The organism is Methanoregula sp. (assembly GCF_035543475.1).
In the GTDB taxonomy this organism is placed as follows: Archaea; Halobacteriota; Methanomicrobia; order Methanomicrobiales; family Methanospirillaceae; genus Methanoregula.
In genome coordinates this window covers 35,236-48,012 of the sequence record NZ_DATKKA010000019.1, presented here as the reverse complement: position 1 = coordinate 48,012, position 12,777 = coordinate 35,236, and the positions used below count along the sequence as shown (strand labels likewise).

Sequence of the window (12,777 nt, the reverse complement as noted above, 5' to 3'; positions counted from 1 at the left end):
CGGGTTTTTCAGATACGGAATATCAGGAAGCAGGTGCTCTCATACGACTTATTTCCCGTTCCACGGGCCCTGTTGTACCCTAGAATAACCCTCGCTTCTGTTTTATATAAAACTATATAATACCGCGGCACTGATGGGAGAACAAATAAATTATGGATACCATGGACAAAATAAAACAGCACCCGGAAAGGATTGACAGGAATGGCTGATATCAGCAGATCCCGGTTTATTATCATCATCGTGGCTGCACTTCTGACATTGAGCACTCTTCTGATAACGATCTTCAGCCTGAAAAACGGCATTGTTGATGTCTACCCGTACCTCTATATCGTGCCGGTTATCCTCGTAGCATATGCGTCTCCGCGGGCCGGCGTTTATTTTACTATCCTCCTTGGGTGGCTGTACCTTGGCCTTGTCTACTTCTACGGTGCGCTCGATCTGCATCTGCTTGCATCCAGCAGCATCTGGTTCTACGTCTTTGTCTCATTGGGCGTCCTGATCTCCGCGTACACGAATGAGATTGTCCGGCAACGGAAATACCAGGATATTTTCCTGAACTCCCAGTCCGGGATCTTCACGTTTGACCTTGAGTCCCGGAAAATCCAGCAGCATAATGGACGGCTTGACCACATCCTCGGGTATGAACGCAGAGAACTGGATAGTATGGACATAGCAACACTCTGGGCTGAGCCTGACGAAATGAATACCCTTATCGCCCATATCAGGTCAGAGCGTGCGGTAAATGACGCGGAAACCTGTTTTGTTAAAAAGGATGGATCCCGGGTTTACGTCCAGATGACGGCGTCACTCACGGTAGAAAATCTTGTTGTCTGTTCAGTAGCCGATATCAGCGAACGCAAAATGGTCAGTGATAAGCTCCGTGAATCCGAGATCCAGTATCAGGCCCTCTTTGACCAGGCGGGAGATAGTATCATCATCCATGACATGGATGGAGTTATCCTCGATGCAAACCGGATTGCCTCCCAGAGTTCCGGATATTCCCTGGAAGAACTCAAAAAAATGCGCATCATGGATCTTGACATTTCTCCCTGTGCAGAAAAAACGCGTTCACACTTAAAAGAACTGGAAATGAAAGGATCCCTGATTTACGAGACGATCCACCGGGACCGATCCGGGAATCAGACCTCCGCGGAGATAAGCAGCAGGCGTATTGAATATCATGGCCATCCTGCCGTGATTTGCATTATTCGTGATATATCGGAGCGGAAACGGGCTGAAGCTTCGATCCGGGAACGTGAGCAACGTTTCCGTATGACCGGAGAACTTATTCCTTATGGGGTCTGGATGAGTGATGCAACAGGTCAGTTTACCTATTGTTCGGAATCCTTCCTTGAGCTCATTGATATGAAGCTGGAGGAGTGTAAAGACTACGCCTGGATGAAACGGCTGTCTCCCGAAGAGGCTGAACGAACGAAAAATGACTGGATCCAGACGGTCCGGAACGGGGGGTTCTGGGATTATGAGTACCGTATCTTCGACAGGAATCACCAGGAACATTTTATTTTAAGCCGCGGTTCTCCGATCCGTGACAGCACAGGAAAGACCAAATCCTTTGTAGGCATTCACCTGGATATCACGGACCGGCGTCAGTACGAGAACCGGCTCGAGACCTCCCTCCGGGAGAAGGAGGTAATCATAAAAGAAGTCCACCACCGGGTCAAGAACAACATGCAGGTAATTTCCGGTTTCCTCCAGCTCCAGTCCAATTATATCAAAGATCCCGAATCGGCCGAAATGCTGAACGAATGCCAGCGGCGTGTCCGGTCGATGGCACTGGTTCATGAGAAACTCTACCAGTCGCGTCACCTCGGTTTCATTAATGCCGCCGAGTATATCAGGGATCTCGCTGCTGAGTTATCGGAGTCCTATATTATCCAGACAGATATCAGGTTCGTACTGGATGTCGAGAATGTCAATATTAATCTTGACCTGGCAATTCCTTGCGGGCTGATCATTAACGAACTACTGACTAACTCCCTTAAGCATGCATTCAGGGGGAGATCATCGGGAACACTCGGGATATCCCTGCATCTCACTCCTGATCACCGGTTTACACTTACGGTTAGTGATGACGGAGTGGGCCTTCCGGCACATTTTGATCTCAAGAGTACTGCAACGCTCGGGATACAGCTCGTGCAGGTACTGGTGCGCCAGCTTGGCGGGGAAATTACCATCACTTCCCAAAACGGGACTACCTTTATGATCACATTCCCGGAAAAGTTCTGATTATTATCCCCGCTCTGATAAAATCACCCGGTATCAACAACCGTGTCAACAAATGTCGTCAGTTGCGTCATCAGCATGGGATCAAGACCTTTTTCAACCGCAAGGAAGATACCGGACACGTCCGTCAACCGGAGTTTGTTGGTCACGAAATGGATGAATTTCGAGATGTTCTCCGATGAGAGATAGATCAGCATTGTACTGACGGAATCAAACATGATGCAGACTTTCTGGCCGGCATGCTCCTTGAGCACCTCGGTAACCGCAATCCCCATATCCGTGAGGTTTGCCGGGCTGTTGACATACCGTACAATTCCGGGAATGTTCTTAACGTTTCCAATGGAGCCGCGCGTTGCTGCATCGATGAATGAAACGTTCTCAGGCGGGATACCACTCTGGGAATACATCTTCGTAAGCACACTATAGGGAAAATTTGTCGTAATCACTACAGTATGATAACCCAGTGACGAAATTTCCCGGATAATTTCGCTGTTGCGCTGGCGGATCATTCCGGGGGACGAGAGAATTAAAAAAATCTTTTTTAGTTCAAGTTCCTTTGGGTCAATAATATCCGGCATTTCCTCATCCTTCCAGGAATTTCCGGTACGCTTCAGGAATCGCACGGTTTTTCTCAACAATCGCTTTCTGGAACTCCCCGATATTAGCTTCGATCTGGGCGGCATTTTGTGCCTGACCCTTAAACACCATGATAATTTCATCGTGGCTGAGCATCCCTGTCTTCATGAGCTGCGCTGATTCGAGAAGGGTATTACTGATAATCCCGACTGGTTGCTTGAGACGCATGGTCATCTCCGTCATATAAGCAACCAGCGCCTCCTCAGCCTTGCGCTGTTCGGTGATATCCTTCGCGATTGCAATCTCGTGAAATCTCCCTCCGGAACCGATCTGCCGGGTGTTCCATGAGAGGAGTCTTTGCTCCCCGTTTCTGGCGTGTATTGTCGTCTCAAAGTTTTCAAAATAATTGTGTTCGGAAATGATTTGCGATACCTTCTGTGTTATGCCGCGGCGGTATTCCGCATCAGGATAGAGTTTTTTCCAGATATCCTGCCGCCCGATCACATCATTGGCGGAGTACCCGGTGATCATCTCTGCTGCTTTGTTCCAGACCTGGATCCTGCCATTGGGATCGAGGACTGCGATGAGCACAAAGGCATTGTCGATGATACTGTCACGGAATGCCTTTGCATCCCGTTCAGTGGTGACATCTATGCCGACCGCAATGCTTCGCGGCTTGCCTCCATCAATAATCTTTTTCGTATTCCAGAGGATAATGCGGGAGTTGCCGGAACGTGTACGAATGGTTGTTTCGAGATTTTCAAAATAATTTTCTTTCCTGAGGATGTCCGCAATTTTCTGCGTTACGCTCTTGCGGTACTCTTTGTCAGGGTAGAGATACTTCCAGATCGTATCGCTGCCGATCACTTCGTCACGTGAATAGCCGGTTATGGTTTCTGCAGCATGGTTCCATGAGATGACCCGGCCTTTTTCTTCAAGAACTGCTATCATGACAAGTGCATTGTCAAGGATACCGGCTTCAATACAGGATTTGTTATCGTTTGTTGTCATCCAACATCCGCTCCCATCAACCCAGATCTGTCCTTGTTGCAGATAATGCTTTTAAATATATAATATATCGGCAACACCTGATGAATTGAGTGCTACCCTGAATGAAAGAGATCCGGGTCCTGCCAGGTTACCGGCAGTTTTGAGATGTAGCACTCCGAAGAAAAATGACACCCTGCCGAAGATCTGGCAGAACCTTTTCCGAGGTTCTGTTATAGAGGTTATCCTGCAATTTCCTGATGATTCTGAGGCCAGGATGATTCTCATCTAAGACCCCAAAAGAGGCCGGGTATACCAGTAACGGTTATACCCGGAACTCCGGCCCCTTGTCGAAAAGCCCCTGGTACAACCGGGTAAAGAGGGCGATATATTCGGTTGCTTTTTCTGTGGTGACGTAGGTGGATTTTTCACCGTTCTTTTCCAGGGCAAGGAAACCACGGGTTACAAGAAACCCGAGATATTCCTGCCCTGTTTTTGAGTTGAGGTCACAACGGCCGATGATAGTAGTGAAAGACCGCGGGGTCCTGCAGTAGACGAGGATCTCCCAGTAGATCTCATAGGATGTCCTGCGTTCGGCCATGGTCATCTGCTCTCCAGTGCATTTTTGAGGGAGTTCTCTCCCTCGTCAGCCAGTTTCTGGCGGTTATCCCATCTGGCGGCATATCGACGGAATTTCAGCGCGGCGTAAAGTGTAACAATTCCGATGCCGGAATTAATCGGCGCAGCGCCAAAAAAAGCCAGGATGGCGGGTTCCAGCGCGGGTAACGCAAGCACCCCCTGGATGACATTAGCAATGCCGAGAGCAAGAAAGAAGATCCCACCGGCGATGCTGATAAGGGTCATCCGCCAGATAACGCTCTTGTTCTCCCGGTAATGGGCAAGCATTGCGACAATCCAGCTCGTAAGGGTCTCTGCCGGAACAGGGCCTGTTTTTATACTGTTCCGATATTCCTTATGGATCCCTTTTATCCCCCGGAGGATCTTCATGCTTGCCAGTATCCAGAAGAAACCGATGCAAATTCCCGTTATCCCTATGATGATACGGGCTGTGGAAAGGACAGGTGACAGGGGCTCTCCCGCGGCTGACGGCAGGAACGTTGCAAGGATAATTTGCATCCCGAATGCCAAGGCAAGGGCACCGAATGCCATGTTCAATAGCACAAGAACAAAGAAGCTTTTTAGTTCGTCGCCGAACTGTTGCAGGGTATGTTCCGTCATGGTGGTGTTCACCGGTCACTACATATATTGCCGGTACGGGATTAAAGACCATGAAACTTAGGTACGTACCTGGAATCTCCGGCAATTTGGTTCTCCTGTGTCGGGGGTTTTTGTTAACCGGCGATGGATCGGATATTTTACCTGGCGTTGAATCGTTGATAATCCCCGGGGAAGGTGACAGAGCCTCTCGTCGGGATCTGTAAATAGTCGACAATGATATGTTCACGACAATATCATTTTTTTAAATCCAGGCAATGCAACAGAACCCACCAGAGAAAAAAAGATATCCAGACCAAATAAAACAGAAAATCAAAGCAATGGACGAATTCCTGAAATCCTTTTCAGATAAATACGACAAATGGCGTGAGGAGGGAGACTTCGGGTTCTCTTCAAAAGTTATTCCTGTGAAGGAGTCGCTTGTTACCCGGCAGTGGGTTCTTCCCGGTGAACAGGTATTCGAAATTCTCAAAAACGCCCGGTCGTTTGCGCTCGCTGATTGTATCTGCAGGACACATTATGCCCGGTGCGATAAGCCGCGAGATGTCTGCTTTCTCATCGATGAACTGAGCGACAAGGCTGTAGGACATAATAAGGCCCGCCGCATCACTTTTGACGAAGCGGCAGAAGTATTGAAAAAAGCCGATGAGCATGGCCTCGTACATATGACGCTGCACATGCCAAGCCGGAAGATCTATGCACTCTGCAGTTGCTGTGCCTGTTGTTGTCATGATCTCCAGTTGATCCGGGATTATAACCGTCGGGACCTCGTGGTGAGGTCTGATTATATCGCGGTCACGGACCAGGAACGCTGCACAGGCTGCGGGAGATGCATTGAGCGGTGTGTGTTCGGGGCAAGAGCACTTTGTGATGAGAGAATAGAGTTCGATGCCAAGGCCTGCCTCGGTTGCGGGTTATGTGTGTCGGTCTGCCCGGAGAAAGCAACTGTGATGAAAGAACGATAGATCGGGAATACGTAGACGCTCGGTTATACTCACTCGTCAGCCGTGCGTTGCTGCGATGGGTTTTTGTTAACCGGCGATGGATCGGATATTTTATCTGGCGTTGAATCGTTGATAATCCCCGGGGAAGGTAACAGAGCCCAAGGGGATAACCCTGATCCGGAATGCTGCGGGTGGCAACAGAATAAAATGATAATTTCAGATAACGCTTTTCAGGCAGAGTGTTATTATCGCAACCCCGAGGAGCAGACAAATTGCTCCGAGCTGGGAATTTGTTGGCATAAGCCCCAGACCTACAAACAGCAAAACCCCTGCAAGAAGGATAACGGTTATCACACCGCACAGATCAGCAGCCATACCGGGCATATGGAGTACCTTCTGTTATTGGAGCATAATTTTTGTGGATGATACCCGATCCAGGATTGTGCCAATCTCCAACTCTGGTTAACATCCATTCTCATCCCATACAAAGGGCGCAGAAACGCCCCCAACGTCTCATTTTAATCACACTGCAGGTGCAGAACCCGTGTTCAGGTTCAAAGTCACACATATGCCAGAATCCGGCCGTCAATCCCGGAAAAAATGAGTTTTTTCATTATAACGTCGTATTTAACAAATTTTATAAACACCGATAATACATTTAGCACTATCGTGTGAGCCTGTATGCATGCCCGTACCCTTTGTGTAATCCTCATCATTGTTCTGGCAATCTTTATCCAGGGAGCCTCAGCGGACAATTCCGTCCGGGATGTTATTACCATAACTTCCACCCCGACACCCACTCCTGTGCAAGAGGTCCGCGTTATCCCCACAACGACAAATCCCCTGGGAGCAGTTTCTATCGCAAGCATCCCTTCGGGGGCTACCGTGATCATCGACGGATCCGTAGCAGGATCCACCCCGTTCACTCTCCGGACACTGGCACCGGGATCCCACTCCCTCCTGTTGCAGCTGGGCGGGTACCAGGATTATTCCACAACCTTTACCATCACCTCCGGTACCCTGAACCAGCAGACGTACACACTGGTACCGGTGACCACATCAGCCACAACCGCACCAGGGATTTCGGCAATTGCGGCCACAACAACCACTGCAGCACCGGTAACAACGGCTGCCTCACTCATCACGTTCCTTACCAGTACGACCCCGGCAACTCCAGCGCCCACACCTGCCTTCCTGCCATTCTCCACAGAGCAGACACCACCCGTTGCCACTGCTACCCTGTTACCCGGTGTCACCGCATTCAATGCCCGGCTCCATCCGCTGGTTATCGGGACGGGGGTTTCAAAAAAGACCGTAATTGTAGGGAGCGATTCTCCCTATTTCCCCGAAATGTCCGTCAACAACTGGAGTACCATACCGCTGACTTCTCTTGACGTTGACCAGTACAATACAGCAAAACTCTATTTTGGATCAAACCAGGCACTCTACGCGCCACCGGTCTGGGTTGACCAAAAAACGGTAATTATCGATAAATCCCTGAGTGAATTTGACGTGAACTTCCGGTATTTCACCGAAGAAAAAGGAGTGACCGCAGTAGACTGGCAGGTTTCACGGTACCCGTTCCCTGACGATCCGGACCACTGGCAGAACAAATATATCCCGGGTCTGGTTGCGTCCGGCCCGGTTAACGTGTACCACAACGATACGGACGGGTACCAGTATTTCGTGATCAATTTTGCCCGGATCGCAAGTCACAATGCAGGAGACCCTCCGTATTATGACGGGACAATAAGCATCGACATGGACAAGCAGGGTGTCGGGTATGCAGAGCACGAGACAACCATCCCGCTGACGTCCGGTGTTATCCTGACAAAAAACGTTAACCTCGGGATCATTTCGATCCCGGTACCTGCAGGATACACCACCATCCCTCCCGGGGAATACACACAGGCAGAGCTTGGCAACCTGAATGACGGCCAGACCCTGATCTGTTCGGAATGCCTGAAAACCCGTGAGCCGGGAGCGATTGAATCTGCACTGGGCGATATGGACACGAAATACTATGTCCGGGTCGTTCCGATTCACAACGGTGATGCAGGCATTCCGGCGATCCCGGTTGAAGTGACCGTCAGCCGCCCCCACCCGTGCCCCACCGTCAGCCAGGATGTCATTGTAAAACCCCCTTCGGCACAGGTGCTCTGGTACATGCAGCCAAACTTCTATAACAGCCCGGGTACTGATGCTTCGTACCACTGGTATTACGTGCAGAACGGTGAGTTCCATCCCAAAGGCCTGCATACCTACGAACCTCCTGTTTCCGAGGACAAGGCATGGTGGCAGAAGGTCGAGGATTTCTTTGGCAGTATCATCAATTACTTCAGCGATGTGATGACCGGATGGTCGGAGGCGTTTAACGCGCTCGAGGACCTGTACGTAGGTTTCGCCGCGAAAGTGCTCAGCTATACCCTCACGTTTGGTGCGTACCATTGCGAAGACCATCCTGAATGTACCGGGCCGCTCAAGGCCACCCTGCAGTCCGTGATGGCCGCGTACGGCGTTCCCCCGGAACTCCCGACGGGACCTGAGCTCGAGTCGCTCTCCACGGATTATCTGGTCCAGCTCGGGGCAGACCAGCTCGGGGCAGGCGGGGTCTATGATGCGTACAAGGAACTGCCGGACGATGTGAAAGACCAGCTGAAAGGCAACCCTTCAACGGTCTCGCAGGCACTGGTGAATGCCCAGCAGGAAGGGATGGACAACGCTTCAGAGCAGGCGTACTGCAAAGACTATCCGAACCCTGATTATAAATACGACCAAAACCTGCCCCAGAACCTGTCCTTCTGCAATTACAAGATACCGGACCCGATATTCAATGCAGTCCATCCCGGGACCGTGATGCTTTACATCACAAACCCGAACGACCAGGCAACAGACAGGATGACGGCCGAAGTTTCGGATTCCCTGGGCCTGTACGAGAAAGCGACTGCCATTATACCCCCGGTGGGTCCCGGTCAGGGATATGCCGTACCGGTGGTGCTTACGGAGAATTATGATCAGTTTAAAAAGATCAACGGAGGTACCTGTGGCACCGACGATATCCTTGCCGGGCTGCCCTGTCCGCAGGAAAAATGGATGGAATTATGGAAGTCTGACGTGCCGGATACGTTTACGGTAACCTTCGGAGCCAGTACGAACTCGTGCGGACCGGGGGGCTGTTTTGCAGTGTCCGGCCTTACTCCCCAGTCGTCAGGAAAACTGCTCAGCAGCCTGCTCGTCATGGATCCGGGGACGGCAGGGGTGTGTCCAACCAGCGTGTATCTCCGGTACCCGCAGGGATGGATAATGACCACGAACGGGGAAAGCACGGCGGCGTTCTCCATCTCCGGGGACCCGAACATGTTCACCGGAAGCGGGTTTCTCCGGAACACTCCCTGATTTTTTCCCGTCAACAGTGCGTTAAAAAAAATATTCCTCTTTTCCCCGGTCCCGGGTGCACTGCACCCTGCCGGGGTCCTGCTCATCCCCACCAGGATTATTTCCCGAACAGCCCCGGGTTCTGGCGCCGGATCCACCATCTTCGCAGGAGCACAGCGATGACGATGAGGATGACGATCAGGACCAGCCAGGCGAAGTACGCCTGGATCGCCGCGATGATCTGGTCAGCGATTGACGGGGCCGGGACCGGCACCGGGTGCGGGGGGATCACGACAGGAGTCATTGCCGGGGTAACCGGGGTTGGCGGGATGGTCTTTGTGGGGCTCGGGCCAAATCCCAGCGGTGTGGGCTGGGTCCCCTCGTACCCGACATCGTTTGTACCGCTCTTTACCCAGTAATCGGTACGGCTGCCCCCGCCCCCACCGCCGGATGACGCTGCAGTGACCGAAACATTGACCGAGACATTGAAGCCGTCAACGGAGGCGTTGACCTGTGCGGTCCCGGCCGCCGGCGATGAGAACGTTGACGTAGCCGCGTGACCCGTGGTCAGGACCTGTCCTGCTGATAACACCGATCCCGCCGGCCCGGACACGATGGTAAAGATCACCGGTATCCCGTCCGGGAGGATGTTGTTTGCCGCGATCGTGCCGGTACTGTCGTAGCTCAGGTTTGCCTGGATGGCACTGGTCTGGGCCGTGGTGATCCCGACCGGCGCGGCGGTGACACCGAGGACGAGATACGGGTCCTGGTATAAGTGTCCTCCTGCGGTTGCCATCGATGCGGTCGGGGCGTTTGTCCCCCACCAGTTGTCCGGGGCATAGATATCCCCGGCAACGGTATGGAGGATGTCACCCGCACCGGAAGAGGTATTTCCAAACCGGCAGAAGGTGGCATTGATCTGGGTGTTTGCAGAGACAGCGCCCCCGTTCCCGGTCCCGTAACAGTTGACAAAGGAGGACGAGTTGACCATGATGGTACCGGCGCTGCTCATGTACAGGGCGCCACCATCAAGTGCAGAGCACCAGGTGAAATTCGACCCGGTGACCGTCATAAGCAGGCCATACGTATGGATGGAGATCGCACCGCCGCCATTCTTGCCCGGTGCCGTGTCGTTGATGAAATCCGACGAGATGACGGTGGTGTTGGCATAGGTGTGGATCGCGCCGCCGCCATCCGCGTTTCCTGAATACCCGTTCCGGAACGTCAGGTCTTTGATGGTAATATTGGTGATCTGCGCACCAGTAGACGAAGTGTTATAGAATATACCCTCTGAGGGATTTCCGGCATTATTTATGCCGTCGATAATTGTATTCTGGGTCGTGGCCCCGATCGACTGGTTTGACTGGAAGGTGAGGTTGTTTGCGAGGACCAGGACATCAGTGTAGTAGTACGTCCCCTTTGCAAACGTGATCGTATCGCCGTCAGAAGTTGTATTCAGGAAATTCTGGAACGCGGAAAGAGTGTAAGAATTGTCGACCGGGTACACCGTTCCCGATACCGGCCCGGCCACTGCGGACAGGAGCACAACCACGATCAAAGCTGCAACAAAAAACGCACGGAGATTCATCTTTGTATTTCACACCCGGTAAAACTGGCCTGAATAATCGGATCCTGCACTGGAAGATATTACAGGATTGTAAGAGGGGGAGTATATATATTAATACCGAAATTGCGTCCCGGGACAGCCGGGCGGGAGGGATGCGTACTCTTTGGGGGATTTTGGAGGACGCTCATCGGGGCTGTCGCCCCTCGCCGCGTGGGCTAGCCCCGGAGGTTTCGTGCAGCGAAAAGACGATGAGCCTTGACCGATATCTGTCTACTATGGAGTCGTTTGATCTTTCCAATTTCAAAACGATCAACACGATTATCGAGCGGGACAGCAAGGACACCACGTACAAATACGCCCTTCTCCGTGGTGCCGTGGAGATCTCCCAGGAATACCAGCACCTGAAACGGGTACACGGCGATCGCGTTGAGTTCCCGCTGGGATTACTCATCGAGAAATGGCTGCTGTATTATTACCCGTTCGTCGAGAACAACATCCCCCAGAAACCCGGGGAAGAAAAGGAGGGGGCAAAACAGATCTCCTTTCGCAGGACATTCCGGAAGGTCACGGAATATTACGAGGGAAACGGGAAATTTTCCGGATTCTATCGGGATTACACGAAGGGATCGCTCTCCCCCGACATTGTTCCCGCATTTCGCTCGCTTGTCCGGGAAATCCGCACCACCATCACCCGGTATCCCATGAAACATCTGGGCTATTCGGCAGAAGGAAAACACTATTCTGTGTTCGATTATGACCGGGAATTTGAGATGCCCTCAGGAAAATTCCCGGCGGACCGTGAGTACCTGATCCGGAAAATGGGGACCTACTCCGTGCCAAAAGCATATGATACGATCTTTGAGATCCTCGGGGCGTTCATTTCCGGAGAAGATGCGGTCCTGTTCCAGTGGGCGGAATTTATCCGGTCGGCGAGCAATGGGAATGTCAGTCTTGCAGCATCTCTTGAACATCTCCGGACATTCCCGGTAACAGACCGGGACAAGGAGCCGGCCGGATCCTTTTACCGGGGTCTTCAGCGGGAGCAGGGATTCATCCACTGTGCCTGGTCCGGGAAAGCGATCAAAGACAAGGATTCGCCGGAGATCGATCATCTCCTCCCGTTCTCGGTCTTGAGGAACAACGATCTCTGGAACCTGCTCCCGGCGACAAAACAGGTCAACAGGGACAAACTGGACAAAATCCCCCTGCCGGAATTTATTGAAGAGCGAAGACCGGCGATCAAACTGTACTGGGATCTCCTCCATGAGGAATATCCGCAGCAGTTCGAGCGCGAGCTGGCGATCTCCCTCACCGGGCCTGTCGATTTTACCTCAGACTGGCAGGAGACCGGCATCCGGAAACTGAAAGAAAAGTGCCGTTATTTCATCTATGTACGGGGGTACACTTCATGGCGCCTGTAAAATGCCCGTTCTGCAATCCGCTGGCCGAGGATATTGTCGCACGAAACGATCTCTGTTATGCACTCTGGGACCGGTTCCCGGTCAGCCGGGGTCACCTGCTGATCATCCCGTTCCGGCACACACCGGATTTCTTCTCCCTGACCGTTGAGGAGAAGCAGGCGATGCTTGCCCTGATTGATGCGGGCAAAGAGATCATCGGGGAAAATTTTCAGCCGGCCGGCTACAATATCGGATTCAACGTGGGCGAAGCGGCCGGACAGACCGTGATGCACTGCCATTGCCATGTGATCCCCCGATATGCCGGGGATGTACCGGATGCGAGAGGTGGGATCCGGGGGGTTGTGCCGGGGAAGAGGGGGTATTGAAGGGGAGGACGCAACTTTAATAAAAAAAACAATATTTAAATTGATCAGATCGAGTATTAAAT

11 protein-coding genes are annotated in these 12,777 nt (G+C 52.0%); 5 read left to right on the top strand and 6 right to left on the bottom strand.

Features of this window, described 5'->3' with window-relative positions:
- The first annotated feature begins 201 nt into the window (after positions 1 to 201).
- A complete protein-coding gene (locus tag VMS83_RS06460; protein ID WP_325411021.1) occupies positions 202 to 2,247 on the top strand; it encodes a PAS domain S-box protein in 2,046 nt (681 codons plus the stop codon).
- A 23-nt stretch (positions 2,248 to 2,270) separates the two neighbouring features.
- On the opposite strand, the gene VMS83_RS06455 is transcribed toward VMS83_RS06460, so the two are convergent.
- From VMS83_RS06455 to VMS83_RS06440, 4 genes are all read right to left on the bottom strand, one after another.
- Entirely contained in the window at positions 2,271 to 2,822 is a 552-nt protein-coding gene (locus tag VMS83_RS06455; RefSeq protein ID WP_325411020.1) for a DUF7504 family protein, read from the bottom strand.
- A 4-nt stretch (positions 2,823 to 2,826) separates the two neighbouring features.
- Positions 2,827 to 3,831 carry a PAS domain-containing protein gene (locus VMS83_RS06450; RefSeq protein WP_325411018.1) on the bottom strand — a complete coding sequence of 335 codons (1,005 nt, stop codon included), beginning with the start codon at positions 3,829 to 3,831 and terminating at the stop codon, positions 2,827 to 2,829.
- A 301-nt stretch (positions 3,832 to 4,132) separates the two neighbouring features.
- The gene (locus tag VMS83_RS06445) at positions 4,133 to 4,414 is read right to left on the bottom strand and encodes a winged helix-turn-helix domain-containing protein (RefSeq protein WP_325411016.1); all 282 of its coding nucleotides are present in this window, start codon (positions 4,412 to 4,414) and stop codon (positions 4,133 to 4,135) included.
- Positions 4,411 to 5,046, bottom strand: a complete 636-nt coding sequence (locus tag VMS83_RS06440; protein WP_325411014.1) for a hypothetical protein — start codon at positions 5,044 to 5,046, stop codon at positions 4,411 to 4,413. Before VMS83_RS06440 ends, VMS83_RS06445 begins: the two co-directional genes overlap by 4 nt.
- 317 nt (positions 5,047 to 5,363) lie before the next feature.
- Here VMS83_RS06440 and VMS83_RS06435 point away from each other — a divergent pair, with 317 nt between their 5' ends.
- Positions 5,364 to 6,008, top strand: coding sequence for a 4Fe-4S dicluster domain-containing protein (locus VMS83_RS06435; protein ID WP_325411012.1), 645 nt, complete (start codon positions 5,364 to 5,366; stop codon positions 6,006 to 6,008).
- Positions 6,009 to 6,203: 195 nt separating this feature from the next.
- Here VMS83_RS06435 and VMS83_RS06430 read toward each other — a convergent pair whose 3' ends face one another.
- A complete protein-coding gene (locus VMS83_RS06430) occupies positions 6,204 to 6,362 on the bottom strand; it encodes a hypothetical protein (protein ID WP_325411010.1) in 159 nt (52 codons plus the stop codon).
- Positions 6,363 to 6,668: 306 nt separating this feature from the next.
- Here VMS83_RS06430 and VMS83_RS06425 point away from each other — a divergent pair, with 306 nt between their 5' ends.
- Positions 6,669 to 9,383 carry a PEGA domain-containing protein gene (locus VMS83_RS06425; RefSeq protein WP_325411008.1) on the top strand — a complete coding sequence of 905 codons (2,715 nt, stop codon included), beginning with the start codon at positions 6,669 to 6,671 and terminating at the stop codon, positions 9,381 to 9,383.
- Between the two features lie 97 nt (positions 9,384 to 9,480).
- Here the strand turns inward: VMS83_RS06425 and VMS83_RS06420 are convergent, their stop codons facing one another.
- A complete protein-coding gene (locus VMS83_RS06420; RefSeq protein ID WP_325411006.1) occupies positions 9,481 to 10,950 on the bottom strand; it encodes a hypothetical protein in 1,470 nt (489 codons plus the stop codon).
- Positions 10,951 to 11,204: 254 nt separating this feature from the next.
- Here VMS83_RS06420 and VMS83_RS06415 point away from each other — a divergent pair, with 254 nt between their 5' ends.
- Both VMS83_RS06415 and VMS83_RS06410 read left to right on the top strand, forming a co-directional pair.
- Positions 11,205 to 12,350 carry an HNH endonuclease domain-containing protein gene (locus tag VMS83_RS06415; RefSeq protein WP_325411004.1) on the top strand — a complete coding sequence of 382 codons (1,146 nt, stop codon included), beginning with the start codon at positions 11,205 to 11,207 and terminating at the stop codon, positions 12,348 to 12,350.
- Complete coding sequence (locus VMS83_RS06410; RefSeq protein WP_325411002.1) at positions 12,338 to 12,715, top strand: HIT family protein; 378 nt, start codon at positions 12,338 to 12,340, stop codon at positions 12,713 to 12,715. Before VMS83_RS06415 ends, VMS83_RS06410 begins: the two co-directional genes overlap by 13 nt.
- Positions 12,716 to 12,777 lie beyond the last annotated feature (62 nt).

What these genes read in the sequence shown, in the direction of transcription:
- VMS83_RS06460 (WP_325411021.1), top strand. Translation starts at nt 202, where the DNA reads ATGGCTGATATCAGCAGATCCCGGTTTATTATCATCATCGTGGCTGCA.
- VMS83_RS06455 (WP_325411020.1), bottom strand. Translation starts at nt 2,822, where the DNA reads ATGCCGGATATTATTGACCCAAAGGAACTTGAACTAAAAAAGATTTTT.
- VMS83_RS06450 (WP_325411018.1), bottom strand. Translation starts at nt 3,831, where the DNA reads ATGACAACAAACGATAACAAATCCTGTATTGAAGCCGGTATCCTTGAC.
- VMS83_RS06445 (WP_325411016.1), bottom strand. Translation starts at nt 4,414, where the DNA reads ATGACCATGGCCGAACGCAGGACATCCTATGAGATCTACTGGGAGATC.
- VMS83_RS06440 (WP_325411014.1), bottom strand. Translation starts at nt 5,046, where the DNA reads ATGACGGAACATACCCTGCAACAGTTCGGCGACGAACTAAAAAGCTTC.
- VMS83_RS06435 (WP_325411012.1), top strand. Translation starts at nt 5,364, where the DNA reads ATGGACGAATTCCTGAAATCCTTTTCAGATAAATACGACAAATGGCGT.
- VMS83_RS06430 (WP_325411010.1), bottom strand. Translation starts at nt 6,362, where the DNA reads ATGGCTGCTGATCTGTGCGGTGTGATAACCGTTATCCTTCTTGCAGGG.
- VMS83_RS06425 (WP_325411008.1), top strand. Translation starts at nt 6,669, where the DNA reads ATGCATGCCCGTACCCTTTGTGTAATCCTCATCATTGTTCTGGCAATC.
- VMS83_RS06420 (WP_325411006.1), bottom strand. Translation starts at nt 10,950, where the DNA reads ATGAATCTCCGTGCGTTTTTTGTTGCAGCTTTGATCGTGGTTGTGCTC.
- VMS83_RS06415 (WP_325411004.1), top strand. Translation starts at nt 11,205, where the DNA reads ATGGAGTCGTTTGATCTTTCCAATTTCAAAACGATCAACACGATTATC.
- VMS83_RS06410 (WP_325411002.1), top strand. Translation starts at nt 12,338, where the DNA reads ATGGCGCCTGTAAAATGCCCGTTCTGCAATCCGCTGGCCGAGGATATT.